The organism is Rhodococcus sp. GA1 (assembly GCF_024321955.1).
GTDB lineage: Bacteria > Actinomycetota > Actinomycetes > Mycobacteriales > Mycobacteriaceae > Rhodococcus > Rhodococcus pyridinivorans.
In genome coordinates, this window is record NZ_CP097186.1 from 336,897 (window position 1) to 362,295 (window position 25,399).

23 protein-coding genes and 6 tRNA genes are annotated in these 25,399 nt (G+C 68.4%); 12 read left to right on the plus strand and 17 right to left on the minus strand.

Features of this window, described 5'->3' with window-relative positions:
• Positions 1-20 precede the first annotated feature (20 nt).
• The 3 genes from M3330_RS01630 to M3330_RS01640 form a co-directional block, all read right to left on the minus strand.
• A complete protein-coding gene (locus M3330_RS01630) occupies positions 21-773 on the minus strand; it encodes a YebC/PmpR family DNA-binding transcriptional regulator (RefSeq protein ID WP_006551388.1) in 753 nt (250 codons plus the stop codon).
• A 105-nt stretch (positions 774-878) separates the two neighbouring features.
• Positions 879-1,517: a pyridoxal 5'-phosphate synthase glutaminase subunit PdxT gene (pdxT, locus tag M3330_RS01635; protein WP_051121558.1), complete on the minus strand. Its 639-nt coding sequence runs from the start codon at positions 1,515-1,517 to the stop codon at positions 879-881.
• 82 nt (positions 1,518-1,599) lie between these two features.
• Positions 1,600-2,424, minus strand: coding sequence for an acyl-CoA thioesterase II (locus M3330_RS01640; protein WP_006551386.1), 825 nt, complete (start codon positions 2,422-2,424; stop codon positions 1,600-1,602).
• 142 nt (positions 2,425-2,566) lie between these two features.
• On the opposite strand from M3330_RS01640, the gene M3330_RS01645 reads away from it, so the two are divergent.
• Together M3330_RS01645 and M3330_RS01650 are read left to right on the plus strand one after the other, a co-directional pair.
• Positions 2,567-3,388: an alpha/beta fold hydrolase gene (locus M3330_RS01645; protein ID WP_033096572.1), complete on the plus strand. Its 822-nt coding sequence runs from the start codon at positions 2,567-2,569 to the stop codon at positions 3,386-3,388.
• A complete protein-coding gene (locus M3330_RS01650; protein WP_255026784.1) occupies positions 3,385-4,581 on the plus strand; it encodes a SpoIIE family protein phosphatase in 1,197 nt (398 codons plus the stop codon). The genes M3330_RS01645 and M3330_RS01650 overlap by 4 nt, the downstream gene beginning before the upstream one ends.
• Positions 4,582-4,586: 5 nt before the next feature.
• Here the strand turns inward: M3330_RS01650 and pdxS are convergent, their stop codons facing one another.
• The 9 genes from pdxS to M3330_RS01695 form a co-directional block, all read right to left on the minus strand.
• Positions 4,587-5,489 carry a pyridoxal 5'-phosphate synthase lyase subunit PdxS gene (pdxS, locus tag M3330_RS01655; RefSeq protein ID WP_006551383.1) on the minus strand — a complete coding sequence of 301 codons (903 nt, stop codon included), beginning with the start codon at positions 5,487-5,489 and terminating at the stop codon, positions 4,587-4,589.
• A 250-nt stretch (positions 5,490-5,739) separates the two neighbouring features.
• On the minus strand, positions 5,740-6,822 hold the full coding sequence (locus M3330_RS01660; protein WP_255026785.1) for an NUDIX domain-containing protein: 1,083 nt from the start codon (positions 6,820-6,822) through the stop codon (positions 5,740-5,742).
• Complete coding sequence (locus tag M3330_RS01665; RefSeq protein ID WP_024100742.1) at positions 6,819-7,946, minus strand: glycosyltransferase family 4 protein; 1,128 nt, start codon at positions 7,944-7,946, stop codon at positions 6,819-6,821. The genes M3330_RS01660 and M3330_RS01665 overlap by 4 nt, the downstream gene beginning before the upstream one ends.
• Entirely contained in the window at positions 7,947-8,849 is a 903-nt protein-coding gene (locus M3330_RS01670) for a phosphatidylinositol mannoside acyltransferase (RefSeq protein ID WP_006551380.1), read from the minus strand.
• On the minus strand, positions 8,846-9,517 hold the full coding sequence (gene pgsA / locus M3330_RS01675; RefSeq protein ID WP_006551379.1) for a phosphatidylinositol phosphate synthase: 672 nt from the start codon (positions 9,515-9,517) through the stop codon (positions 8,846-8,848). The genes M3330_RS01670 and pgsA overlap by 4 nt, the downstream gene beginning before the upstream one ends.
• A gap of 151 nt (positions 9,518-9,668) precedes the next feature.
• Positions 9,669-10,190 carry an HIT domain-containing protein gene (locus M3330_RS01680; protein WP_051121556.1) on the minus strand — a complete coding sequence of 174 codons (522 nt, stop codon included), beginning with the start codon at positions 10,188-10,190 and terminating at the stop codon, positions 9,669-9,671.
• 59 nt (positions 10,191-10,249) lie between these two features.
• Positions 10,250-12,328, minus strand: a complete 2,079-nt coding sequence (gene thrS / locus M3330_RS01685; protein ID WP_006551377.1) for a threonine--tRNA ligase — start codon at positions 12,326-12,328, stop codon at positions 10,250-10,252.
• 142 nt (positions 12,329-12,470) lie between these two features.
• Positions 12,471-13,121 (minus strand): DUF742 domain-containing protein, encoded by a 651-nt coding sequence (locus M3330_RS01690; protein ID WP_255026786.1) that lies wholly within the window; start codon positions 13,119-13,121, stop codon positions 12,471-12,473.
• A 238-nt stretch (positions 13,122-13,359) separates the two neighbouring features.
• Positions 13,360-13,431: transfer RNA gene (locus M3330_RS01695), tRNA-Val, on the minus strand.
• Positions 13,432-13,864: 433 nt separating this feature from the next.
• Between M3330_RS01695 and M3330_RS01700 the strand changes: the two genes are divergently transcribed.
• From M3330_RS01700 to M3330_RS01720, 5 genes are all read left to right on the plus strand, one after another.
• Positions 13,865-13,937, plus strand: a tRNA-Gly gene (locus tag M3330_RS01700).
• 25 nt (positions 13,938-13,962) lie between these two features.
• Positions 13,963-14,033: transfer RNA gene (locus M3330_RS01705), tRNA-Cys, on the plus strand.
• Between the two features lies 1 nt (position 14,034).
• A tRNA-Val gene (locus tag M3330_RS01710) sits at positions 14,035-14,109 on the plus strand.
• A gap of 50 nt (positions 14,110-14,159) precedes the next feature.
• A tRNA-Gly gene (locus tag M3330_RS01715) sits at positions 14,160-14,235 on the plus strand.
• A 20-nt stretch (positions 14,236-14,255) separates the two neighbouring features.
• Positions 14,256-14,327 (plus strand) — tRNA-Val (locus M3330_RS01720).
• A 156-nt stretch (positions 14,328-14,483) separates the two neighbouring features.
• On the opposite strand, the gene M3330_RS01725 is transcribed toward M3330_RS01720, so the two are convergent.
• On the minus strand, positions 14,484-14,978 hold the full coding sequence (locus M3330_RS01725; RefSeq protein WP_006551375.1) for a 2-isopropylmalate synthase: 495 nt from the start codon (positions 14,976-14,978) through the stop codon (positions 14,484-14,486).
• Positions 14,979-15,378: 400 nt separating this feature from the next.
• Between M3330_RS01725 and M3330_RS01730 the strand changes: the two genes are divergently transcribed.
• Positions 15,379-15,948, plus strand: a complete 570-nt coding sequence (locus M3330_RS01730; RefSeq protein ID WP_071934848.1) for an N-acetyltransferase — start codon at positions 15,379-15,381, stop codon at positions 15,946-15,948.
• Positions 15,949-16,000: 52 nt separating this feature from the next.
• On the opposite strand, the gene zapE is transcribed toward M3330_RS01730, so the two are convergent.
• Positions 16,001-17,014 carry a cell division protein ZapE gene (gene zapE, locus M3330_RS01735; RefSeq protein ID WP_006551373.1) on the minus strand — a complete coding sequence of 338 codons (1,014 nt, stop codon included), beginning with the start codon at positions 17,012-17,014 and terminating at the stop codon, positions 16,001-16,003.
• 165 nt (positions 17,015-17,179) lie between these two features.
• On the opposite strand from zapE, the gene M3330_RS01740 reads away from it, so the two are divergent.
• The 3 genes from M3330_RS01740 (at position 17,180) to msrB (ending at position 20,523) form a co-directional block, all read left to right on the plus strand.
• A complete protein-coding gene (locus M3330_RS01740; RefSeq protein WP_255026790.1) occupies positions 17,180-18,739 on the plus strand; it encodes an alpha/beta fold hydrolase in 1,560 nt (519 codons plus the stop codon).
• 63 nt (positions 18,740-18,802) lie between these two features.
• The gene (locus tag M3330_RS01745) at positions 18,803-20,038 is read left to right on the plus strand and encodes a glycosyltransferase family 87 protein (protein WP_230809471.1); all 1,236 of its coding nucleotides are present in this window, start codon (positions 18,803-18,805) and stop codon (positions 20,036-20,038) included.
• Positions 20,039-20,094: 56 nt separating this feature from the next.
• Positions 20,095-20,523, plus strand: coding sequence for a peptide-methionine (R)-S-oxide reductase MsrB (gene msrB, locus M3330_RS01750; RefSeq protein WP_033096717.1), 429 nt, complete (start codon positions 20,095-20,097; stop codon positions 20,521-20,523).
• Here the strand turns inward: msrB and M3330_RS01755 are convergent.
• Entirely contained in the window at positions 20,486-21,211 is a 726-nt protein-coding gene (locus M3330_RS01755) for an HAD family hydrolase (RefSeq protein ID WP_019289229.1), read from the minus strand. The two genes, msrB and M3330_RS01755, sit on opposite strands and share 38 nt — an antisense overlap.
• A 174-nt stretch (positions 21,212-21,385) precedes the next feature.
• Here M3330_RS01755 and M3330_RS01760 point away from each other — a divergent pair, with 174 nt between their 5' ends.
• The gene (locus M3330_RS01760) at positions 21,386-22,354 is read left to right on the plus strand and encodes an L-lactate dehydrogenase (RefSeq protein WP_255026794.1); all 969 of its coding nucleotides are present in this window, start codon (positions 21,386-21,388) and stop codon (positions 22,352-22,354) included.
• A 4-nt stretch (positions 22,355-22,358) separates the two neighbouring features.
• Here the strand turns inward: M3330_RS01760 and M3330_RS01765 are convergent, their stop codons facing one another.
• Together M3330_RS01765 and hemQ are read right to left on the minus strand one after the other, a co-directional pair.
• On the minus strand, positions 22,359-24,644 hold the full coding sequence (locus tag M3330_RS01765) for a molybdopterin-dependent oxidoreductase (RefSeq protein ID WP_255028791.1): 2,286 nt from the start codon (positions 24,642-24,644) through the stop codon (positions 22,359-22,361).
• A gap of 55 nt (positions 24,645-24,699) precedes the next feature.
• A complete protein-coding gene (hemQ, locus tag M3330_RS01770; RefSeq protein ID WP_255026796.1) occupies positions 24,700-25,395 on the minus strand; it encodes a hydrogen peroxide-dependent heme synthase in 696 nt (231 codons plus the stop codon).
• Positions 25,396-25,399 lie beyond the last annotated feature (4 nt).

Here is a 25,399-nt window from a genome sequence, read left to right on the forward strand (position 1 = left end):
GACTACGACGAGAGCGTCGCTCAGGCGTCGAGTTCGGCGAGGACGTCGTCGGAGATGTCGACGTTCGTGTAGACGTTCTGCACGTCGTCGCAGTCTTCGAGCGCGTCGACCAGCTTCATGACCTTGCGTGCACCCTCGGCGTCGACCGGCACCTCGACGGACGCCCGGAAATCGGGGTCGGCCGAGTCGTAGTCGATGCCGGCGTCGACGAGAGCCGTACGCACGGCGATCAGGTCGGACGCCTCGGAGACGATCTCGAAGGAGTCGCCGAGATCGTTGATCTCCTCGGCACCCGCTTCGAGGACGACCTCGAGGATCTCGTCCTCGGAGCGGCCGTTCTTCTCGAGCACGACGACGCCCTTGCGGGTGAACAGGTAGGCGACCGAACCCGGATCGGCCATGTTGCCGCCGTTGCGGGTCATCGCCGTGCGGACCTCGCCCGCGGCGCGGTTGCGGTTGTCGGTCAGACACTCGATGAGCAGCGCGACACCGTTGGGGCCGTAGCCCTCGTAGGTGATGGTCTGCCAGTCGGCACCGCCGGCTTCCTCACCGCCGCCACGCTTGCGGGCACGCTCGATGTTGTCGTTCGGGACCGAGCTCTTCTTCGCCTTCTGGATGGCGTCGAACAGGGTCGGATTACCCGCCGGGTCGCCACCACCGGTTCGAGCCGCCACCTCGATGTTCTTGATGAGCTTCGCGAACATCTTGCCGCGCTTGGCATCGATGACCGCCTTCTTGTGCTTGGTGGTGGCCCATTTGGAGTGGCCGCTCATTCGCTTCGAGCCCCTTCCGGAGAAGTGTGGTCGGCGTCAACCGACAGGTCGGAGAGTCGATTCTACTCGCTCCCGGTGTGGGCCACCGGCACGGTGGCCGTGTCGTCATGTCGCCGAGGCCGTCGGGCGCACCCGAGGTCGGGTCGCCGAGCGCACGGTCTCCACGAACAGCCGATGCACGCGATGGTCACCGGTGATCTCGGGGTGGAAGGACGTCGCGATCACAGCGCCCTGCCGCACTGCGACCACCCGACCCGCCGCCGGCCCGTCCGGAACCGTGGCCAGGACCTCCACGTCGGGCCCGATCTCCTCCACCCACGGGGCTCGGATGAACACCGCGCGCACCGGCCCGTCGCCGAGACCCGTCATCGGCAGGTCGGTCTCGAACGAGTCGACCTGCCGGCCGAAGGCGTTGCGGCGCACCACGATGTCGAGGGCGTCGAGGTGTTCGGCGTCCTCGGTGGTGTCGAGCACCCGGGAGGCGAGCAGGATCATGCCGGCACACGAACCGTAGGCGGGCAGCCCGGCCTCCAACCGGGCCCGCAGCGGTTCGAGCAGATCGAACACACGCAGCAGACGGCTGACCGTAGTGGATTCGCCTCCCGGAAGGACGATGCCGTCGACCTCGTCGAGTTCGCGTTCGCGACGCACCGCGATCGTCCGCGCGCCTGCCTCCTCGAGAGCGCTGCGATGTTCGCGGACGTCGCCCTGCAATGCCAGGACGCCGATCGTGGGAGAGGAAATGGTCACCGTTGCCTGCCTGTCCGTTCGGGGTCGCCGATGCGCAGGCACTTCGTAGGGACGTCTTCGTCGGGGACGCCCTCGTTCAGGACTCGCGCAGGTACCGCGTGAGTCCTTCCTGCACCACCGCCGCGACCATGTTGCCGTTGCGATCGAAGATCCGCCCCTGGGTCAGTGCGCGCCCCAGCCCGGCGGAGGGTGACGTCTGGTCGTAAAGCAGCCAGTCGTCGGCGCGGAACGGCCGCAGGAACCACATCGCGTGGTCCAGCGATGCACCCTGCGTCCGTTCGTCGTCGTGGCCGACACTCGCCGAGCCGAGCAACGTCATGTCGCTCATGTACGCGAGCGTGCACACGTGGAAGACCGGGTCGTCGGGGAGGATCTCGCGGGACTTGAACCACAGCTGCTGCTGTGCAGCCATCCTGCTCGACGAGTCCATCCGGTCGCGGGGAACGAACCGGAAATCCCATTCGGCCCATTCCTTCTTCGCCCACAGCAGGGTCGCGTCGTCGACCACAGTCTCCGGATCGGGCAGTTCCTCCGGAGCCGGCACCCGCGGAATCGTGTCCTGGTGCTCGATCCCCTCGTCGCGTACGTGGAACGACGCCGACATCGTGAAGATCGCCTTGCCGTCCTGGACGGCCGTCACGCGCCGGGTGCAGAAGGAGCGGCCGTCGCGGATCCGGTCGACGAGGTAGACGATCTGCATCGTCGGGTTCCCCGGCCGGAGGAAGTAGCCGTGCAGCGAGTGGACCCCGAATGCGGGATCGACGGTGCGGACCGCCGACACGAGCGCCTGACCGGCCACCTGACCACCGAACGTCCGCGGCAGCAACGTCTCCGTCGCTATGCCCCGGAAGATGTCGTTCTCGATCTGTTCGAGCGCCAGGATCTGCTCGATCTTCGCCATGGGAACTCCTTCTGTGCACCGTACGCAAGAAGGCTAGCTGCACGGAGGTGTGCCGAACGCCGTGTCCCCGGAAGGTGGCGAGAGAACCGGGATCGCTATCGAGTAGCGAATATGACACCCTCGGGAGAACGGAGGGGGTGCAATGCGACAAGTCACCGATATGGTGCGCAGGAACAGCGTGACGATCACGGGCAACCGACAGGGCCCGGTGGTCGTCCTCGCGCACGGTTTCGGCTGCGACCAGCACCTGTGGCGCCTGATGATCCCGCTGCTCGAACCCGACTTCACCGTGGTGCGGTTCGACCACGTCGGCTCCGGGCGTTCCGATGCGACCGCCTGGGACTCCCAGCGCTACTCGCGGATGGAGACCTACGCCGAGGACGTCGTGGACCTGTGCCGGAGCCTGGATCTCGGGCAGGTGCTCTTCGTCGGCCACTCGGTGAGCGCATCGATCGGTGTCCTCGCGGCGGCAGCTGCCCCGGAGGTCTTCTCCGGTCTCGTGCTGCTCGCGCCGTCCCCGCGCTTCATCGACGATCCGGCCAGCGGATACCGAGGTGGGTTCAGCACCGACGACATCGACGAGCTGCTCGAATCCCTCGAGGCGAACTATCTGGGCTGGACCGAGTCGATGGCGCCGGTCATCATGGGCAATCCCGAGCGACCGGAGCTCGGCGACGAACTCGCCGAGATCTTCTGCCGCACGGATCCCGAGGTGGCGCGCGTCTTCGCCCGGGTGACCTTCCTGTCCGACAACCGCTCCGACCTGGCCGCGGTGTCGGTGCCCACGCTCGTCGCCCAGTGCGCCCACGATGCGATCGCTCCGCGCGAGGTCGGTGCCTTCGTTCACGAGCAGATCCCCGGGAGCGAACTCGTGACCCTGAACGCGACCGGCCACTGCCCGCAGCTCAGCGCACCCGAAGAGACAGCAGCCGCGATCGCGGCGTTCGCGCGCCGATCGGGGTGACGGCGACGACCGATCGAACCCTCGATCCCCGTATCCGACACGGCGATGCGCTGTACGACAACGCGCCGTGCGGATTCCTGACGACGCTCCCGGACGGCCGGATCACGGAGATCAACCGGACCTTGACGGACTGGCTCGGGTTCACGAGCGACGAACTGGTCGGCAAGCGGTACTTCTCGGACCTTCTCAGCGTGGGCGGCCGCATCTACCACGAGACCCACTACGCGCCGCTCCTCCTCATGCACGGACAGATCAACGGGATCGCCCTCGAACTCGTCCGTGCCGACCGGACCCGGCTGCCGGTCCTGGCCGCCTCGGTGGTCGAGCCGGACGCCGAGGGCAGGCCCACGCTGATCCGCACGATGCTGTTCGATGCCCGCGAGCGCCGCGCCTACGAGACGGAACTGCTCCGTGCCCGTCGCGAGGCCGAACTCGAGCGTGAGCGGCTCCGCACGATCAACGCCACACTCCAGGCGACCCTTCTTCCGCCGAGCCTGCCCGCGGTACCAGGACTCGAGGTCGACGCGTACTACCACATCGCGTCCCCCGACGAGGTCGGCGGCGACTTCTACGACCTGTTCCCCGCGCGCGCCGGCACGTGGGGGCTGTTCCTCGGCGATGTGTGCGGAAAGGGCGCTCGCGCAGCGGCGGTGACGTCGATCGTCCGCTACACGCTGCGCGCCGCGGCGGTCTACGAGACGGTCCCGTCCGCGGCGCTCAGGACGCTCAACACCACCCTGCTCGACGAACGCGACAGCGAAACGCGAGCCCCCTTCTGCACGCTCACCTTCGGCACGGTCGCGCCCGATCCGGACACCGGACGGGTCGACATCCGTCTCGCCTCGGGTGGGCATCCGCCGCCGCTCCTCGTGCGCGCGAACGGCAACGTCGACTATCTCCCCACGATCGGCGGACAGCTGATCGGAATGCTGCCCACGCCGCAGCTCGTCGAGCACACCTTCGCGCTGCGCCCCGGCGACACGCTGCTGCTGTACACCGACGGGGTGACCGAGGCCCTCGTCTCCGGTGAGACCCGTGAACGCTTCGGGGAGGACCGGCTCCTCGAGCACGTCCGCGCATCGAAACCGACGAGCGCGGCGGAAGCGGTCGGGGCCGTCCGCGAGGCGCTCGCGACGCTCGGGGCGGGCGTGCAGGACGACGTCGCCCTGCTCGCCCTGCACGCGCCCCGGTAGAACGATCACCAGCCGCGTTCGGCGAGCCGGTGGGGCTGCGGGATCTCGTCGACGTTGATACCGACCATCGCCTCGCCGAGGCCCCGCGAGACCTTCGCGAGCACGTCGGGATCGTCGTGGAAGGTGGTGGCCTTGACGATCGCGGCCGCACGCTGGGCGGGGTTGCCCGACTTGAAGATTCCGGATCCGACGAACACGCCCTCGGCCCCGAGCTGCATCATCATCGCGGCGTCGGCGGGGGTGGCGATGCCACCGGCGGTGAAGAGGGTGACGGGCAGCTTGCCGGCGCGGGCGACCTCGACGACGAGGTCGTAGGGGGCCTGCAATTCCTTGGCGGCGACGTAGAGCTCGTCCTCGGGAAGCGAGCTCAGGCGCCGGATCTCCTGGCGGATCCGGCGCATGTGGGTCGTGGCGTTCGAGACGTCGCCGGTGCCGGCCTCGCCCTTGGAGCGGATCATCGCCGCGCCTTCGTTGATACGGCGCAGTGCCTCACCGAGATTCGTTGCGCCGCACACGAACGGCACGGTGAACGCGAACTTGTCGATGTGGTTCTCGTAGTCGGCGGGGGTGAGCACCTCCGACTCGTCGATGTAGTCGACCCCGAGGGCCTGCAGGACCTGCGCTTCGACGAAGTGGCCGATGCGCGCCTTGGCCATGACGGGGATCGAGACGGCCTCGATGATGCCGTCGATCATGTCGGGATCGCTCATGCGCGACACGCCGCCCTGCGCGCGGATGTCGGCGGGCACGCGTTCGAGGGCCATGACCGCCACCGCGCCGGCGTCCTCGGCGATCTTCGCCTGTTCGGGGGTCACCACGTCCATGATCACCCCGCCCTTGAGCATCTCGGCCATGCCACGCTTGACGCGGGCGGTACCGGTGACGGGGGCGGTGTCGGGGCTGGTCACGATGGGAGTCCTCCTCGGTGGACGGATCGGCGAAAGCTGCCGGCGCACGGGCGACGGGCAGCGGAACCGAGCCTAGGGGCGCAGCCGAGCCGGTCCTATAGCCAGTTCGGAACAACTGGACTGCCGCACACCGGTCCACTCCTCGGACGGGCACTGAAGATCCCGCGCATTCCCCAAAGGAACCGTCCAGTTTCGCGAACTGGATCTCTACGTGAGAGGCCCTGCGGCCGGACCGAAAGGGTTCAAAATTTCACCGGATCGCGCGGATCTCGGGCTCCAGCCGCCGCGTCGCGACCTGCCTCGCCTCATCGAGGAGCTCGGGCAGATCGTGCGGGTAGACCGGGTTCCCGGACCGCACCAGCGCCTGCAGTTCGTCGTCGTCGAACCAGCGATGGTCGAGGCGCATGCTCCGTTCGAGATCGGTGAAGCCGTCTGCAGCGGGTTCGAAGGACGGTACCCGCACCGAGAAGAACAGCTCCTCCGAGTGCAGGACCTCACCGTTGAACGGGAAGACGGCCACGCGCCGCCACATCGGCCCGCACAGGAGGTCGCGCTCGACCCGCAGACCGGTCTCCTCGGCGAGCTCCCGGAGCGCGGCCGTCGCCAGGTCCTCGCCGGGTTCGACGGCGCCACCGATCGTGAACCAGAAGTGCCGCTCGGGCACCGCGGGGTCGTGTCCGCGCAGCAGCAGGACCAGGCCGTCCTCGTCGAGCACCACGACGCGAGCCGACGTTCGTGCCCGATCCGGCACCGGGGTGGTCCGCGAAGCGGGAGCAGTGGCCGCGCCTGAGGAAGGGGACGTGCCGGGAACGGCCGGAGGCGCGGTGGCGACCGCACCCGCCCGCTCGGCAATCTCGAAATAGGTGGGCAGCGGCGCGGTTCCCCCGAGGTGCAACCAGCGGACCGGCCGTCGGGTGCGCAACGCCAGGGTGTCGCGCACCGCGTCGTTGTGGAAACGACGGGCGATGAGCACCCGCGCCTCCGCGTCGGCGAGCTCGGCCACGAGTTGGGGGCGCAGCCGGCCGGTCTCGAGCCGTGCCAAGGAGGCCGACAACGCGTTCTCGGCCTCCTCGCGCCGGGCGCGGTCCGCACGTTCGGCAGTATCGGCGAGCAGGGCGAGAGTGCGTCCCTCCGGGACCGGGATCGACGCCACGATGCTCCGCACGACCGCCGCGCGACGCGCCAGGGCCGCATCGAGTGCCTGCCAGGACAGATCCGAGCGCACATGGAGGCGGTCGAGTCGGTTGGCGGTGGAATAGGCCCACACACCGATCGCCACGACCACGGCGGCGATCAGCGACAGGACGAGGATCGTCACCGCGCTGACGGTCACGACCGGACCTCCCGCACCGGGCCGGCACCGACGGTGACGGTCTCGTAGACCCGCAGGATCTGATCTGCGACCACCGGCCAGTCGTACGCTTCGACCACCGTGGATCCGAAGTCGACCAATGCCTGCCGGCGGTCGTCGTCGTCGAGGACCTCGAGGAGTCCACGCGCGAGCGCATCGGCATCGGCGACCGGGACGAGGACCCCGGCCTGCCCGTCGCGCAGTACCCGGCGGAAGGCGTCGAGCTGGGAGGCGACGACCGCCGTCCCCGCGGCCATGGCCTCGACGAGCACGATGCCGAAGCTCTCACCACCGAGGTTCGGCGCGCAGTACACGTCGGCGCTGCGCATCGCGGACGCCTTCTCGTCGTCGTCGACCTGCCCGAGCAGCCGCAAGTGCCGGAAGTAGCGTCCCGCTTCCTTCCGCAAGCGGTCCTCGTCACCGCGCCCGACCACGAGGATCTCGATGTCGGGATGTCGGGCGACGAGCGCCGGCAACGCGCCGAGCAGGATCTCCATGCCCTTGCGGGGTTCGTCGTACCGGCCGAGGAAGAGCACCGTGCGGCCCGCTCGCGGGTAGCCCGGCAGCAGCGGGGCGTGCCGGAAGAACGGCACGTCCACACCGTTGGGGATCTCGACCGCATCGGCACCGAGAGAGGTGACCTGCCACCGCCGGGCCAGCTCGGACACCGCGATCCGGCCGCTGATCTTCTCGAGATAGGGCTGCAGGACACCCTGGAAGGTGCTGAGCACCAGCGATTTCGTCGTCGACGTGTGGAAGGTCGCGACGATCGGTCCTTCCGCCACCTTGAGCGCGAGCATCGACAGGCTCGGCGCGTTCGGTTCGTGGATGTGGAGGACGTCGAAATCGTTGTCGTTGATCCAGCGGCGGACCCGGGCATAGGAGACCGGACCGAAACTCAGGCGCGCGACGGACCCGTTGTACGGGATCGCGACGGCGCGACCGGCGGAGACGACGAAGTCGGGCAGGGGCGTCGTCTCCGACGCGGGTGCCAGCACACTCACCTCGTGCCCGCGGCCGATGAGGACCTCCGCGAGATCCACGACGTGTGCCTGTACTCCACCGGGAACGTCGAAGGAGTACGGGCAGACCATCCCGATCCTCACCTACGCCTCCATCCGGGCGCGGCGAGCCTCCGACAAGTCGTCGAGCCACAACGGCTGCAGCATGTGCCAGTCCTCGGGGTGGGCGGCGATGTTGGCGGCGAACCGGTCGGCGAGGGCCTGTGTGGCAGCGTCGATCCCGACACTCACGTCGAGCTCCGGATCCACGCGGAACCCCCAGCCGTCCTCGGTGAACCAGCAGTGCACCGGCAACAGTGCCGCACCGGTGTCGATGGCCAGTTTCGCCGGTCCGGCGGGCATGCGGGTGGGTTCGCCGAAGAAGGTGACCGGCACTCCCTTGCGGGCGAGGTCGCGTTCGCCGAGCAGGCACACGATCCGGTTGTCGCGCAACCGCGCGGCAAGCTCCCCGAACGGCGGCGTCTCCCCGCCGCTCGAGGGGAAGATCTCGAAACCGAGACCCTCGCGGTAGTCCACGAAACGGCGGTAGAGGGACTCCGGACGCAGGCGCTCGGCGACCGTGGTCAATCCGCCGAAGTAGCGGACGCACCACACGCCGGCGAGATCCCAGTTCCCACTGTGGGGCAGCGCCAGGATCGCGCCGCGACCGGCGGCGAGCGCCGCCTCGATGTGCTCACGGCCCTCGATGGACGAATCGATCGACTTCGCGGTCGCGTCGAGATCCATCGATGGCAGGCGGAACGCCTCGCGCCAGTAGCGCGCGTAGGACCGGACCGACCGGCGGATCAGATCGTCGGGCACCTCGTGCGGCTGCACCCCGAGCACCCGCGCGAGGTTGCGGCGCAGTTGCTGCGGTCCGCCGCCACGGCGCGCCGCATGGTCGGCGCCGGCGTCGAACAACCGTCGCGCGACGCCGTCGGGCAGTGCCCGGACCAGGCGCCAGCCACCCGCGTACGCGAGATCGGACGCCTTCTCGCCGACACTCACTGTGCTCCCCCGTCGTCCCGGGTCTCCGTCGTCCCCCCGGCCGGGGGCGTGATGGGAAGCAGTTCGCGCGCACCCGCGGAGTTGCGGACGGCGAGCACCCGCTGGAAGACGGTGATCACCGATCCGACGACGAGCAGCCACATGGCGATGTGGATCGCCCAGTCGAGTCCGAGGCCGGTGAGACCGGCGCCGACGAGCACGATCACGAGCCGGTCGGGTCGTTCGATCAGACCGCCGTCGGCGGACAGTCCACTCGCTTCGGCCCGCGCCTTCGCGTACGAGATGACCTGCGAGGTCACCAGACAGAGCAGGGTGGCGACGAACAGCGGACGGCTCTGCTCGTGGTAGACGGCCCACCACGCGAGACCGGCGAAGATCGCGCCGTCGGCGACCCGGTCGCAGGTCGCGTCGAGAACCGCGCCGAAGCGCGTTCCGCCACCGCGGGCCCGGGCCATGGCTCCGTCGAGCATGTCGAACATGACGAACAGCCAGATGACCATCGCACCCCAGAACAGGTGTCCCATGGGGAACAGGGTCACGGCGGCGGCGATCGTGGCGACGGTGCCGACGACTGTGACGGCGTCCGGAGTCAGGCCGGTACGGATCAGCGCCTTGCCGAGCGGCGCGGTGACCTTCGACACCGACGCACGCCCGAAGAAGCTCAGCATCCCGCGACCCCTGTCTTCCTGTCCGACCGTTGTGTCCGGAATCCGATCCTGCCACGAGTAGGGCCGGGAATGCGCAGTCGGCCCGCAGCGGATCGACACGCGAACGGCACCACGGCCGTACGATGCGATCGCGACGACTCGGGGAAGGCTGTCACTCGTCCCATGCCGAGGCGAGCAGTGCACGGGTGTCGCGCAGCAACTGCACCATGACCTTCGACCCACCGAGGACGGTGATGAAGTTGGCGTCGCCGCCCCAGCGCGGCACGACGTGCAGGTGGAGATGCTCGGCCAGCGAGCCTCCCGCCGCGGCACCGAGGTTGAGGCCGACGTTGAAGCCGTGCGGACGCGAGACGCGCTTGATGACGCGGAGCGCCCGCTGCGCGAACTGCATGAGTTCGGCGCTCTCCTCGGGCGTCAGGTCCTCGAGGTTGGCCACCCGGCGATACGGTACGACCATCAGGTGCCCCGGGTTGTACGGGTACAGGTTGAGCACCGCGTACACCGTTTCGCCGCGAGCGACGACGAGACCTTCCTCGTCGGACATCTTCGGGATATCGGTAAAGGGTTCGTACGGCTCGTCGCGACCTCGCGGGGACTCGGTGATGTACGACATCCGGTGCGGCGACCACAGGCGCTGCAGGTGGTCGGACTCCCCCACACCGCGATCGACCATCGACGCGGGACTGTCGTCGGTCGCGGGGATGTCGGCCGGCCCCGGAGTGCGATCGCCCGTCACGACGGGCTGCCTTCCCCACCGGAACCGACGAGCTCGGCGGTGGGCGAGGCGTTCTCGCGGCGACGGACCCATTCGGTCACGATCCGCACGGCCTCGTCGACCGGCACGCCGTTGACCTGCGTGCCGTCGCGGAAACGGAAACTGACCGCGCCCGCCGCGACGTCGCGCTCACCGGCGAGCAGCATGAACGGCACCTTCTGCGTGGTGTGGGTGCGGATCTTCTTCTGCATACGGTCGTCGGAGACGTCGACCTCGGCCCGGATCCCCTGAGCCTTCAGCTTGCCCACGACGTCGAACAAGTGGTCCTCGAAGTCCGCGGCCACAGGAATGCCCACGACCTGGACGGGCGAGAGCCACGCCGGGAAGGCACCGGCGTAGTGCTCGGTGAGCACGCCGAAGAACCTCTCGATCGACCCGAAGAGCGCCCGGTGGATCATGACGGGCCGGTGTTTCGCCCCGTCGGTGCCGGTGTACTCGAGCTCGAATCGCTCCGGCAGATTGAAGTCGAGCTGGATCGTCGACATCTGCCAGCTGCGGCCCAGGGCGTCCTTGACCTGCACCGAGATTTTCGGACCGTAGAAGGCCGCACCGCCCGGATCCGGGACGAGGTGCAGACCCGAGGCCTCGGCGACCTCGCGCAGGGTGTCGGTCGCGACGTCCCACAGCTCGTCGCTGCCGACGAACTTCTTGGGATTCTTCGTCGACAGTTCGAGGTAGTAGTCGTCGAGCCCGTAATCCTTCAGCAGGTCGAGGATGAACTTCAGGACGCTGGTGAGCTCGTCGCGCATCTGCTCCGGGGTGCAGAAGATGTGCGCGTCGTCCTGCGTCATGCCGCGCACACGGGTGAGCCCGTGGATCACACCGGACTTCTCGTAGCGGTAGACGGATCCGAACTCGAACATGCGAAGCGGCAGCTCGCGGTACGAGCGGCCTCGCGACCGGAAGATCAGGTCGTGCATCGGGCAGTTCATCGGCTTGAGGTAGTAGTCCTGACCCGGCTTGCGAACCGTGCCGTCCTCGTTGAGCTCCTCGTCGATGTGCATCGCCGGGAACATGCCGTCGCGGTACCAGTCGAGGTGACCGGAGACCTCGTAGAGGTGGCCCTTGGTGATGTGCGGCGAGTACACGAACTCGTAGCCGGCCTCGACGTGCCGCTGACGCGAGTAGTTCTCCATCTCCTGGCGGATGATGCCGCCCTTCGGATGGAAGACCGGCAGTCCCGAGCCGAGCTCGTCGGGAAACGAGAACAGGTCGAGTTCGGTGCCGAGCTTGCGGTGGTCGCGGCGCTCGGCCTCGGCGAGGAGTTCGAGGTGCGCGTCGAGCGCCTCGGTGGACTCCCAGGCCGTGCCGTAGATGCGCTGCAGGCCGGCGTTGTCCTGGTCGCCGCGCCAGTAGGCCGCGGAACTGCGCGTGAGCTTGAACGCCGGGATGAACTTGGTGGTGGGCACGTGCGGGCCGCGGCACAGGTCCTTCCAGACGAGCTCACCCGTGCGGGGGTTGAGGTTGTCGTAGATGGTCAGTTCCTTGCCGCCGACCTCCATCACCTCGGGGTCCGGCTCGAAGTCACTGCTTCCTGCCTTGTCGTCGATGAGTTCGAGTTTGAACGGTTCGTCCTTCAATTCCTCGCGGGCGTCCTCGAGGCTGTCGACGACGCGACGCGAGAAGCGCTGGGCATCCTTGACGATCTTCTTCATCCGCTTCTCGAGCTTCGCGAGATCTTCGGGCGTGAAGGGACGCTCGACCTGGAAGTCGTAGTAGAAGCCGTCGCGGATGGGCGGGCCGATGCCGAGCTTCGCCTCCGGGAACTCCTGCTGCACGGCCTGTGCGAGCACGTGGGCGGCCGAGTGGCGGATGACGCTGCGACCGTCCTCGGTGTCGGCGCCGACGGCCTCGACCTCGACGTCCGATTCCGGCGTCCACGAAAGATCGTGCAGCGTGCCTTCCGAGTCGCGGACGACCACGATCGTCTCGGGTCCCTTGGTGGGCAGACCCGCGTCACGGACCGCCGCGCCCGCAGTGGTCCCCGCGGGCACCCGGACGATCGTGGCTGGTTTCGCGGATGCGGGCGTGGTCACTGTGACGGACTCCTCGGCTCGATGCCTGATACGTGGTCGTCGCCGGACGCGTGCTGCGGTCGACGATCGCAAGCACACGGCAACTTCATCATGCTATCGACATCCGCCCGGGCAGCGAACACAGGGAGCCGAGCGGAGAAACTCAGAGGTGGTTGAGACCCGTCAGCACCCGTTCGAGCAGTTCGACGTTCGGTCCCACCTTGTCGGCCGTGCGGTGCACGGTGATCTCGCCGGTCGCCGCGAGATCCCCGACGAGCACGCGCGCGACACCGAGCGGGATCTGCGCGAGGGCCGCGATCTCCATGATCGATCTCGGCTGGGCGCACAACGCCAGCACGAGGCGATGCTCGTCCATCGCCGGACCGGACTCACTGCCCATCGCGGAGGGGACGGCCGACACGAGCACTTCGAGAGGCAGCTCCACCTCGGCTCGGGTGCGTCCCCCGCTCCGCACGAACGGGCGCACGAACGACGACGTCTCTGACTGGTTCATGTCCTCGATTCCCACACTGGTCCCGGTGCCCGTATTCCGGCCGGCCGGCTGCGCTGCACCGCCCGACAACGCTCTGTCGACCGACAACGCTCTGTCGACCGGCTGCGCTGTGTCGACCGGCTGCGCTGCGGGACGGTACATCTCGGCTGCCGTGACCTCGTCCACGACGGGGCCCGGCTCGCGGTGATTCCGTACCGGCACGGCGTGATCCGCCGGCCGCCGACGTCGACGGGACCGACCGGATCCGAATCTCGCTCCGGTCGCCCCCACGACCGGCCATTCGCTGTCCGCAACGCTCATCCGGACGTGCCCTCCTCGACGACCACGATCCTGCCATCACTACGCGCACTTCGGCCACAAGCACCACAGCTGTGCCCACACGACACGCGTGGTCGGGCCCGAGGGGGCCGTTGCGGTTCGAAGGAAACAAGCGCTCGCGGGCGACCACCCGACCGGGCGCCACGCTCGCTCAACGATTTCATCAAGGTACGAAAAAAGGCACCCCTGCGGGGGTGCCTTTCGTCACTGCCGATCTCGGTGGTCCCGGCTGGGATCGAACCAGCGACCTCCCCGGTGTGAACGGGACGCTCTTCCACTGAGCCACGGGACCGGGCCGCTCCGCAGCGGCTCGAACGAGATGGAACACTAACACGCTCCCGCCATGAAGACGAATCGCCTGGTCCCAGCGTTTCGACGCGGATGTTCCGTGCAGCGCGTTCGGGTGGCGCCTCTCGCGCGCGTACGCGAGCGGGCAGGAAACCGTGCTCGTAGAGACGAGAAGGCGCACCCGGAGCCCCGGGACGTGGACGGCCCTCAACTCGGGAGGACCGGGGAACGCAAGTGTCGGCCGGAGCGACACGAGCGGGGGACGCGGGCTCGGCCTCCGAAGCCCTATTCGTCGCCTCCCGCAGGGGTCATCAGCCCGTCACCTTCGCGAAATCTGCCGGTTTTCTGCCGTTGACCTGCGGATTTGTGCGTTTCGTAGATGCTCGGCTACTGTTTTGAACCGCACCACGGAGAGCACGACGCCGAACGGTGCGAATGCGGATGTAGCGCAGCTGGTAGCGCATCACCTTGCCAAGGTGAGGGTCGCGGGTTCGAATCCCGTCATCCGCTCGAGAGGTTGGACTCGACCTTTTACGGTGGAGTGGCCGAGTGGTGAGGCAACGGCCTGCAAAGCCGTGCACACGGGTTCGATTCCCGTCTCCACCTCGCGCGATTAGCTCAGCGGGAGAGCGCTTCCCTGACACGGAAGAGGTCACTGGTTCAATCCCAGTATCGCGCACCAGGTTCGACCAGCACGTGGGCCGAGCCGGTTCACCGAAAGAACGTGCACATGCGGATGTAGCGCAGCTGGTAGCGCATCACCTTGCCAAGGTGAGGGTCGCGGGTTCGAATCCCGTCATCCGCTCCATTCCGGCGATCACCATGCCGGCGCGATTAGCTCAGCGGGAGAGCGCTTCCCTGACACGGAAGAGGTCACTGGTTCAATCCCAGTATCGCGCACAGAAGATGAAGGCTCCCTTCGAATTTCGAAGGGAGCCTTCATTCGTTCGTGGAGACGCATTCGTTCGTGGAGACCGCCGATCGTCCGGGCCACCCGGTGAGAATCCGGCAACGGGTGATCCGGTGCGGAGGTATTCCCCGCACCGGACCGGCGCGTCACGCGCCGAGCGTGTTGATCCCCGCGATCATCGCCCGCAGCGACGACTCGTTGCCGGTCTCGCCCGTGCCCATCACCCAGGTCGTGCGCTCGCCGGAGCGGCACAGCAGGAAGGTCGCGGACATCTCACCGAGGTCGTGGCGGTGGAACGACAGGATCTCGATGTTCAGCCCGAGGTCGTACAGCATCGCGGTCATCGCGGCGATCGGTCCGCAGGTCGTGGCGGATGCCGTATGGATCGTGTCGCCGATCGCGATCGTCGCCTCGAAGGCGCTGCGTCCCGCACCCAGGGCCGTCGCGGTCCAGCCACCGAGGCGGACCGGGCCGTGCTGCGCACCGTAGGTGGATTCGAACTCCGTCCAACTCATGCCGGAGGCTTCCTCGCGCAATCCCCGAGGAAGGCCGCGTCCGTAGCGGGCGAAGAACGGATCGGCATCAGGGGTGCCAGAGGGGAACATCGGAGCGAAACCCGAGAAGGAGGTGAAGGCGTTCATCGTTCGTAGTGGTCTTCCACGAGAAGGAAGGACCGACGCGTAGCTCAACGACCCGCAGCGAGGGGTCGGTCCGAATCAGACCCCGCTACGGCGGTGAACTACGAGTACGCGCTTCATAGCCGCGACGGTACAACGCACCGACATTTCGTGCAAGTCGCATCCACGGGACCGTGTGACGCAACCGTGACCACGGTCGCTGGAACCTGAGGGATCCCTCATGTAGCGTGGATGTTGCCATCCCCCCGATGGTGTCGAACCCCAGCCATGACCCCCCATCCAAGGCTGGGGTTCAGCCATATCCGGACCCTTCTCCGTCTCGCGTCCGGGCTCGTGTCTCCGTCTCGCATCGACACGCGGGGCACCTGCCGTATCGTCCCGTCCGAGTGCTTCACTGGTGTGCATGTCCATGCCACCACTCGAAGAAGCAGTCTCCGTCGACGAGGCGGGCATCTGGGACGCCGAGGCAATCGCTCAGGTCGCCGCCGCGACCTTCCCGCTCGCCTGCCCTCAGGACGCCGCCGAGGACGACATCGCCGACTTCATCGAGCGCACCCTCAGCGCGGAGAAGTTCGCCGAGTACCTGTCCTCCCCCGAACGCATCGTTCTCGAGGCGCGCGCGGGTGAGGAGATCGTCGGTTATCTGATGGCAGTGGACGCCGCTCCCGAGGATCCGGCGATCGACGCGATGATCACGGCGCGGCCGGCGATCGAGATCAGCAAGCTGTACGTGATGCCGGGCCATCACGGTTCCGGAATCTCTGCGGCGCTCATGGATGCGATCGTCGCGCGGGCCCACACACTCGGGCGTGTGGGCCTGTGGCTCGGCGTCAACCAGGAGAACACCCGCGCCCGGCGCTTCTACGAGAAGCAGGGCTTCGAGGTGGTGGGCACGCGCACATTCGTCGTGGGGGCGCAGACGCACGACGATTTCGTCATGCAGCGCACCCTCCGAAGGGATGACGGCCGGTGAGCCGGTGATGGGGTGGAGGTCGACCCGGCGCGCATGAGCGCCGGGTATCCGATCAGCCCGCGGCAACCTCGAATCGGGACAGCGCCAGCAGACGGGACGTCGCGCGCAGGTACTTCTTGCGGTAGCCGCCCGCGAGCATCTCGGGCGTGAAGATCTCGTCGAGCTTGGCGCCGGAGACCGTCACGGGGATGCTCGCGTCGTACATGCGGTCGGCGAGGACCACCAGACGTAGGGCCACCGACTGGTCCTTCGCCGGGTGCACACCCTCGAGGAAGACGGCGGGGACACCCTCGACGAGCTTGCCGTAACGGGACGGGTGCAGCGTGCTCAGGTGCGCGCACAGCTCGTCGAAGTCGTCGAGCGTCGCACCCGGGATCGCGTCGGCGCGCTCGGTGAGCTCTGCCGAGTCGACCGGATCGGGTGCAGGCGGCAGGTCGCGGTGACGGTAGTCGGGGCCGTCGACGCGGATGGTCTCGAAGATCGACGCGAGCTTCTTGATCTCGCGCAGGAAGTCCTGTGCCGCGAACCGTCCCTCACCCAGCTGGCCGGGGAGCGTGTTGGAGGTCGCGACGATCGAGACGCCGCGGGCCGACAGTTCGGTCAGCAGGCGCGAGACGAGCATGGTGTCGCCCGGATCGTCGAGTTCGAACTCGTCGATGCACAGCACGCTGTGGTTCGACAGCTCCTCGACGGCCTTGTTGAACCCGAGGGCGCCGACGACGTGGGTGAGCTCGACGAACGTGCCGAAGGCCTTGGGCGCGGGTGCGCTGTGGAAGATCGAGGCGAGCAGGTGGGTCTTGCCCACGCCGAAGCCGCCGTCGAGGTAGAGGCCGGCCCCCTGCGGCTGGGAGCGGCGGCCGAACAGGCCGCGCTTGCCGCCGCGGATCTTCCCGATCTTGCCGACGAACTCCGCAGCGGTCGTCACCGCGGCCGCCTGGCTCGGCTCGTTCGGATCCGGAATGTACGACTCGAAGCTCACCTCGTCGAACATCGCGGGGGGCACCATCTGCGCCACCAACTGGTCTGCAGGCACCACCGGATTGCGGTCGACGAGACGTTCGTGCATCAGCCCAGGGTACGACCGCATCATGCTCGGATCCTCACTCGAATCCGGAATGCGACCTACTTCACACGGCGTTCACCTCGGCGTCATGCACCGGGAGGACACTTCGGATCGGCCGCTCGACCACCGGTTGCGCGCGGCCGCCGGTAAACCTGGCAGGCTGTGCGCATGCGCAGATCGGGAGTGATCGCCGCGATGTTGATCACGGTTGCCGCGGCGTCGACCGCGTGCGGAGCAGGACCGTCGATACGTCCCGACGTCGCCGTGGTGCGCGACGATCCCGGTGGCGCCGTCGACGGGACCCCGCAGGACGAGACCGAGGTACCCGAACTTCCGGTGCCGTCGGCCGAACCGGCGTGGCGGAACTGCACGGACGAGACGCTCTCCTCGTTCGACGCACCGCCGGGTGCCCAGGGCCTCGTTCTCGAGTGCGCGGAGGTCGTCGCCCCGATCGATGCGGCCGGCACCGTGACGGGCACCTTCCCGCTGGCAGTCATGCGCGCACGACTGCCCGACACCCCCACCGACGTGGCGCCGCTGGTTCTCACGACCGGCGCCGACGTCGCGTCGACGCGCGCACTGACCGCCATGGCGACCGGCGCGATGTCGGGTGCACTGGCGATGCGTCCGATCGTCGCGGTGGATCGGCGCGGGATCGGCAACTCGCTCGCGATCGACTGCATCTTTCCTGCTGATCGTCGCGGTCTCGGCGATCTCGGACAATTCGGCCGCACCGGCGATGCACCCGAACGCGTCGCCGATCTGGGTCGTCAGGCGACCGTCTCGTGCACCGACTACCTGCAGCCGCAGCAGCTGATGTTCGGCGCATCACACGCCGCCGACGACATCGAACGCCTCCGGCAGGCATGGGGCGTGGACCGGATCGGTCTCCTCGGGGTGGGGAACGGTGCGACGGTCGCGCTCGCCTACGCCGCCGCCTATCCGGGCGCGGTCGGCCGTCTCGTCCTCGACTCCCCCGCCGCGGCCACCGCCGACGCCGAACTCATGGCCGAGTCGCAGGCCCGCGGCGCGGAGGCCGCCGTCGATGCCTTCGCCCGGCAGTGCACCGCCCTCGACTGCGCCCTGGGCGACGATCCGCGCGCGGCGATCGAGGATCTGCACGAGCAGGCCACCGAGGGTGAACTCGCGCCGGTCTCGGCCAATTCCTTCCTCACGGCGCTGACGGGTGTCCTCGGCACGCCGCGCGCCGATCTGCAGGCCCGCGTCCGTGAGGTGGCGGACGTCCTCGCAGCCGCGCGGGACGGCGATGTCATGCCGCTCATCGAACTGGTCGGTGTGGCCGAGGAGAGGCTCTCGACGGACGGTCAGTTCGTCGCCCGGTGCAGCGACGGACAGCGCTGGCCGACCCCGACCCACGCGGGCGATCTCGCCCGGAGTTGGTCCACCCTCTATCCGCTGTACGGCGCGGATCTGGCGACGGGCCTGACGGCATGTGCGGCGTGGCCGAGCCTGCCTCCCCCGCCGCTGCCGGCGGCGCTCGACGTGCCCGTGCTCGTCTCCTCGGGGGCCGCGGACCCGGTCGTGGGCAATGCCGGCGTGGAGTCGGTGACCGGTGTGCTCACCGCAGGCGGTATCGCCTGGGCGTCACTGTCGTGGCAGGGTGCCGGTTACTCGGCGGTCCTGCACTCGGGATGCGTGCAGGCGCGGGTGGAGACCTATCTGTCCGACGGAGAACTTCCACCCAACGGGAGCCTGTGCCCCGCGTGACGTTCCCCGGTCGGGGGCAGGGCGTGTGCACGGGTCCGCAGGCCCGCGGTGTACCGTGCCGTAGTGTTCCTCAGAAGTCTCGAACCCCGGACCGCACGCACGACCGCCGAGGTGGTCAAGGCTGTGGTGTGGCCCCTGGCCATACTGACGGTTCTGCACCGGGTCGTAATCAAAGCGGTCAACGGGTTCCGGACGGACGACTTCACCCCGGTCTACAACGCCGCGCTGGCCTTCCTCAACCGCCGGCCGGTGTACACCGCCGAGTTCCAGTGGGTCGATCCCCACTACCTCTATCCGCCTTCCGGCACGTTGTTGATCGCCCCGATCGCGGTGATCGACCCCGAGCGGTCGCGGTGGTTGTTCATCCTCGCCAATGCGATCGCGATCCTCGTCGCGCTCTACCTGTTGCTGCGCATGTTCGGTCTGCGACTCGATTCGCCGATCGCGCCGGTGCTGGTCTTCGCCGCGTTCGCGTCCGAGACGGTGACGAACACGCTCGTCTTCACGAACATCAACGGTCTCGTCCTGCTCGGCGAGATCGCGTTCCTGACGCTGCTGCTCAAACGACGTGATCTGTGGGCGGGGGCTGCGCTCGGCCTGACCTTCGCCGTCAAACCGATCCTCGCTCCCCTGCTGTTGCTCCCGCTCGTGCGCGGACAGTGGAAGGTCTTCATCACCGCCGCGGGTGTCCCGATCGCGCTGACGATCATCGCGTGGCCCCTGTCGGTCGACGCGTGGCAGTTCGTCGAGCACACCGTGCCGTACCTGCTCGAGTCCCGCGACTACTTCAACAGCGCGATCGTCGGCAACGGCATGTACTACGGGCTCCCGGCCTGGCTGATCTTCGGTCTGCGGGCGGTGCTCGCGGTGATGGTCGCGGTGTCGGTGTGGTTGCTCTACCGCTACTGCCGCCACGACGAGGTGTTCTTCGTGTGCACCGCCGGCGGTGTGTTGCTCGCGGCTTCGTTCCTGCTCGGATCGCTCGGCCAGATGTACTACTCGATGATGCTGTTCCCTCTGCTGATGACGGTGCTGCTGCCGAACTCCGTGATGCGGAACTGGCCCGCCTGGCTCGCCGTCTACGGCTTCCTGAGCTACGACTCGTGGCTGTCGAACCGGTGGGTGGAGGCCGGGCGCGCGGCGGAGTACATGAAGACAACCTTCGGCTGGTCGCTGCTGCTCATCGTCGTCTTCGCCGTCCTGCTCGACCGTTACCTCGTCGCGAAGCGCGAAGGGCGCCTGGCAGACGGCATCGAGCCGTCGCACCTGCTCGAGGAGAAGCAGCCCGCACGGACGTGATCGTCCGTGCCGGTGCAGACGTGACGCGCGCGCCGAGCGCGGTTAGCGTGGAGATCATGACGTCTGCTCCTCGATCCGAACCCGCACCCAAGGTCGTCCACACCGACGAGGAATGGCGCGCGAAGCTCACTCCCGCCGAATTCGCCGTGTTGCGTCAGGCCGGCACCGAGCGTCCCTTCGTCGGCGAGTACACCGACACCGAGACCGAGGGCATCTACGAATGCCGCGCGTGCGGTGCCGAACTGTTCCGCAGCACCGAGAAGTTCCACTCCCACTGCGGGTGGCCGTCGTTCTTCGACCCCGCCGACTCCGACGCCGTGATCCTGCGCGAGGACAACTCGCTGGGCATGCGGCGCATCGAGGTGGTGTGCGCGACGTGCCACAGCCATCTCGGGCACGTCTTCGAGGGCGAGGGTTACCCGACGCCCACCGACAAGCGGTACTGCATCAACTCGATCTCCCTGCGCCTGGTTCGGTCGGAGTGATCCCGGCCGCGGCCAGCGCGGTCCACAGCGCGTCGTGCCGCTCGGTGGTCGGTGTCGGTTCGACGAGTTCGAACGCGCATCCGATCGACCGGGCGGCACCGTCCGCCTTCTCGCTGTCGCCGATCATCAGCGTCCGTCGCGGGTCGACACCGAGTCTGTCGACGGCGTGGCGGAAGATCTCCGGTTCGGGCTTGACGGCGCCCACTTCGAAGGACAGCGCGAACACCGACACGAGGTCGTCGATACCGAGCCGCGCGAAGGCCGGCCGCAGGTCGAAGGCGATGTTGCTCACCACGCCGACGGCGATCCCGTCTCCAGCGAGCGCCTCGATGACGGGGACGGTGTCGGGATAGACGGTCCAGCAGTCGGGGTCGGTCACCTTCTCGTAGAGCGCCTGTGCCTGTTCGGGATCGGCCACGCCCGATCTGCGCAGCACCGTCAGGTAGGCCTCGCGGTGCCAGCGCGGTTCGCGGTCGCGGTTGGTCCACGCGTGGTGCTCGTCGGCGTCCATCTCGACGGGCTGCCCGACGGGTTGCGTCAGCCGCCGCATGAGTTCGGCCTGCCGGTGCACGTCGAAGGGTCTGCCCTCGTGGTCGGTGACGTCCGCGAGCCAGCTCTCGTCCTCCTCGAGCCGGAACAGGGTGCCGGAGAAGTCGAACAGGACGGCATCGAAGGGGGTCTCGGCCATGTCCCGAGGCTAACGGCTGAGCGACAGTGGCAGGTCGGCTCGGCTAGATCTCCTCGAGCAGTCGCATCGCCGCCATCGCGGCGGGCCGGCCGCTCGCAGGGAATGTCCCGATGCGGACCGAGTCATGTGCCGCGAGGCTACCGACCGAGGGGCCGGTTTGCCACAATGTCTCGCATGGCTGAGACGGGTACGAGAATCCGGCGACACACGAAGCTGTCCGTCGTCGGCGCCGGGAGCGTCGGTACCGCGGTGGCGTATGCATGTCTACTCAGGGGTTCGGCAGACGCGATCGCGCTGTTCGACACGAACTCCGCGAAGGTGCGCGCGGAGGTCCTGGACCTGAACCACGGCACGCAGTTCGCGCCGTCGTGCCGGATCGAGGGCAGCGACGACATCGCGGTCACCGCCGGTTCCGATCTGATCGTCGTGACCGCGGGGGCCAAGCAGCATCCCGGCCAGTCGCGTCTGGATCTCGCGGCGGCGAACGTCGCCCTGACACGGGACCTGACTCCCGGCCTGCTGTCCGTCTCCCCCGATGCAGTGATCGTCTTCGTCAGTAATCCGGTCGACATCGTCACCCGCGCCGCGATCGCGGCGACCGGCGTCTCGGACGGCCGGATCTTCGGGTCGGGCACGGTGCTCGATTCCGGCCGGCTGCGGTATCTGCTCGCCCACCGCGCCGACGTCGCGGTCGAGAACGTTCACGCGTTCGTCGTGGGGGAACACGGCGACTCGGAGGTCGCCCTGTGGTCGAGTGCGACGATCGGCGGCGTGCCGGTGGAGTCCTTCGCCGTCGACGGACGACCCGTCTTCGGACCGGACACCCGCGCCGAACTCTTCGAGGAGGTCGTGCGCAGCGCCTACGAGATCATCCGCGGCAAGGGCGCCACGAATCTCGCGATCGGACTGTCGAGTGCCCGCATCGTGGAGGCCGTGCTGCGGAACCAGCGCCGGGTGCTCGCGGTGTCGACGCTGCAAACCGGGCGGCACGGTCTGCAGGACGTCTGCCTCTCGCTTCCCACCGTCGTCGACGCGCGCGGCGCGCACACCGTGCTCGATGTGCCGTTGTCGTCGGAGGAGGAAGCGGGGCTGGCCGCCTCCGCGGCCACCCTGCGTGGGGTCCAGTCGTCACTCGGACTGTGACCGCTCAGCGCTGCCGGACGACCGGCGGATCGTAGGCCCGGATGGGCGGCAACTCGCCGTCGAACCGCTCGATGTCGACGAGCACGTGCTGCCCCGTGCATCCGTGCGACAGCGACGACGTGCCGACGTCGGGGGTGAGCACGTTCGCGTTCCCGTGCACGCACATCGATCCGGGATCGGACGGATCCAGCGGGTCGTACCAGGCTCCCGTCGCGAGCTGGACGACGTTCGGCAGCAGACCGTCGTCGAGGACCACCCCGGCGAGGCACGAACCACGATCGTTGAAGACGCGGACGATGTCGCCGGCTTCCAGACCTCGCGCGACAGCGTCGTCGGGACGCATCCGGATCGGTTCACGGCCACGGATCTTCGACGCCTGGCTCACCGGGCCGTGATCGAGCTGCCCGTGCAGGCGCGTGGCCGGCTGATTGGCGATCAGGTGCAGTGGGAACCGCTCGACCCGCGGGGAGCCGAGCCATTCGTCGGGTTCGTACCAGGTGGGGTGCCCGGCGCAGTCGTCGTAGCCGAACGAGTCGATATCGGCGGAGAAGATCTCGAGCAGTCCGCTGGGAGTCCGCAGCGGGTTCGCCGCGGGATCGGACCGGAAGTCCTCGAAGAGGGTCAGATCGTCCTCGGTCCGCATCCGGACCGGTCCGCCGTACCAGAAGTCGTCGAAGGGCGGCGGGTCCTCGGTGCGCCGGTCGTCGGCGAGGACGAAACCGCGCCACTGCTCGTAGAGGTGTTCGAGCCACTCCCGGGAGGTCCGGCCCTCGGTGAACTGCTCGCCGAAGCCGAGGCGGTGGGCGAGAGCGGTGCAGGTGTCGTAGTCGTCGCGGGCGTCGGCGAAGCGTGGGACGGCAGCCTGCATCGCGACGAGCAGCGGATCGTTGCGCGTGCACGTCAGGTCGTCGCGCTCGAGCGCCGTGGTCGACGGCACGACGATGTCGGCGTGCTTGGCCATCGGCGTCCAGTACGGGTCGTGGACGACGATCGTGTCGGGCCGCTGCAGGGCGCGGCGGAGCCGGCCGATGTCCTGGTGGTGGTGGAAGGGATTGCCACCCGCCCAGTACACGAGCCGGATGTCCGGGAAGGTCAGGCGACGGCCGTCGTAGTCGAACTGCTCCCCCGGTCGCAACAGCAGGTCGGAGATCGCGGCGACGGGGATGAAGTCCTCGACGTCGTTGTTGCCCTGGAACAGGGTGGGCAGCGGATACGGGACGGGCGCGAGACCGGGTTCGTTCATCGAACCGTAGCCGTGGCCGAAACCGCCCCCGGGAACGCCGAGTTGGCCGAGCATCGCGGCGAGGGTCACGCCCGCCCAGGGCGCCTGCTCGCCGTGCCGCACGCGTTGCAGCGACCATGTGACCGACACCAGGGTGCGGCCACGGGCCATGCGTCGCGCGAGGTCGACGAGGGTTCCGGCCGGGATGCCCGACAGTCCGGCGGCCCACTCGGGGGTCTTCGGGACGCCGTCGGTGCGGCCGAGCAGGTACTCCTCGAAGCGGTCGTAACCGGTGCAGTAGCGGTCGAGGAACTCACGGTCGGCCAGACCCTCGGTGGCCAGGACATAACCGAGGGCGAGCATGATCGCGACGTCGGTGCCCGGCCGGGGCGCGAGCCACTCGTGCTCACCGTGCACGTCGCTGCGGATCGGGCTGAACGAGACGATCCGTCCGCCGCGGGCCCGCATCCGGTCGAGGGCGTCGCGGGTGGGGTGATCGCTCGTGCCGCCGTCGTTGACGGCGGTGTTCTTCAGCGGGATCCCGCCGAAGCACACCATCAGATCGGTCTCGCGGGCGATGACCTCCCAGGAGGTCGAGCGCGCGAACAGTTTCCAGTGGGTGCCTACGACGTGCGGCATGATCACGCCGGTCGCGCCGAGCGAGTAGGAGTGCACCGAGCGGGTGTAGCCGCCGAACATCTTCAGGAAGCGGTGCACCTGGCTCTGTGCGTGGTGGAACCGGCCCGGGGCGGACCAGCCGTAGGAGCCGCCGAAGATCGCCCGGTTGCCGTGCCGGTCCTTTACGCGCTGCAGTTCGCCCGCGAGGATCTCGGTGAGTTCGTCCCACGAGACCGCGACGTACTCGTCGTCGCCGCGTCGTGTGCTCGGTCCCGGTCCGTTCTCGAGCCAGCCGCGACGGACGGCCGGACCGGCGATGCGAGCACGGTGCCGCACCGATCCGGGGATGTTCCCGAGGATCGGTGAGGGGTCGCGGTCCCCGGCGTAGGGCCGCACGGCGACGACCTCGCCGTCGCGTGCCTGCGCCGAGAACATCCCCCAGTGCGCCATCTGGGAGAACAGACGACCTTCTCCCTCGGGTGGCACCGCGCTCGTCGAGGTCACGTCAGGGCAGCGACGCGACGAGGGCTTCGACGTCGACCCGCGGTCCGGTGAAGAAGGGGGTCTCCTCCCGGACGTGCAGGCGCGCGTCGGTGGCACGCAGGTCGCGCATGAGATCGACGATGCGGTGCAGTTCCGGCGCCTCGAAGGCGAGGATCCACTCGTAGTCGCCGAGCGCGAAGGCCGGAACGGTGTTGGCGCGGACATCGGGGTAGCCGCGGGCCGCCATGCCGTGGTCGGCGAGCATCTTGCGACGCTGCTCGTCGGGCAGGAGGTACCACTCGTAGGACCGCACGAAGGGGTACACGCACACGTAGTTGCCCGGCTCCTCCCCCGCGATGAAGGCGGGCAGGTGGCTCTTGTTGAACTCCGCGGGTCGGTGCAGTGCGGTGTTCGACCAGACCGGGGTGCTCGCGCGGCCGAGGATCGTGGTGCGCCGAAAGTCGGCGTACAGCTTCTGCAGATCCTCGATGTGCTCGGCGTGCGTCCAGATCATGAAATCGGCGTCCGCGCGGGTGCCGGCCACATCGTAGATACCGCGCACGATCACGTCGGTCTCGTCGAAGCGGGCGAAGAACGCTTTCGCGTCCTCGATCGCCGCGGCGCGGTCGTCGCCGAGGACGCCGGGCCGGACCTGGAAGACCGACCACATCGTGTAACGGAGGGTGGAATTGAGCTTGTCGTAGTCGAGACGTGCCATGACG

Coding starts and splice junctions, on each gene's coding strand:
- M3330_RS01645 (WP_033096572.1), top strand. CDS start 2,567: ATGCGACAAGTCACCGATATGGTGCGCAGGAACAGCGTGACGATCACG.
- M3330_RS01630 (WP_006551388.1), bottom strand. CDS start 773: ATGAGCGGCCACTCCAAATGGGCCACCACCAAGCACAAGAAGGCGGTC.
- M3330_RS01740 (WP_255026790.1), top strand. CDS start 17,180: ATGCGCAGATCGGGAGTGATCGCCGCGATGTTGATCACGGTTGCCGCG.
- hemQ (WP_255026796.1), bottom strand. CDS start 25,395: ATGGCACGTCTCGACTACGACAAGCTCAATTCCACCCTCCGTTACACG.
- M3330_RS01755 (WP_019289229.1), bottom strand. CDS start 21,211: ATGGCCGAGACCCCCTTCGATGCCGTCCTGTTCGACTTCTCCGGCACC.
- M3330_RS01730 (WP_071934848.1), top strand. CDS start 15,379: ATGTCCATGCCACCACTCGAAGAAGCAGTCTCCGTCGACGAGGCGGGC.
- M3330_RS01760 (WP_255026794.1), top strand. CDS start 21,386: ATGGCTGAGACGGGTACGAGAATCCGGCGACACACGAAGCTGTCCGTC.
- pgsA (WP_006551379.1), bottom strand. CDS start 9,517: ATGCTGAGCTTCTTCGGGCGTGCGTCGGTGTCGAAGGTCACCGCGCCG.
- M3330_RS01765 (WP_255028791.1), bottom strand. CDS start 24,644: ATGGCGCACTGGGGGATGTTCTCGGCGCAGGCACGCGACGGCGAGGTC.
- M3330_RS01640 (WP_006551386.1), bottom strand. CDS start 2,424: ATGGCGAAGATCGAGCAGATCCTGGCGCTCGAACAGATCGAGAACGAC.
- M3330_RS01680 (WP_051121556.1), bottom strand. CDS start 10,190: ATGGTCGATCGCGGTGTGGGGGAGTCCGACCACCTGCAGCGCCTGTGG.
- msrB (WP_033096717.1), top strand. CDS start 20,095: ATGACGTCTGCTCCTCGATCCGAACCCGCACCCAAGGTCGTCCACACC.
- M3330_RS01725 (WP_006551375.1), bottom strand. CDS start 14,978: ATGAACGCCTTCACCTCCTTCTCGGGTTTCGCTCCGATGTTCCCCTCT.
- zapE (WP_006551373.1), bottom strand. CDS start 17,014: ATGCACGAACGTCTCGTCGACCGCAATCCGGTGGTGCCTGCAGACCAG.
- M3330_RS01690 (WP_255026786.1), bottom strand. CDS start 13,121: ATGAGCGTTGCGGACAGCGAATGGCCGGTCGTGGGGGCGACCGGAGCG.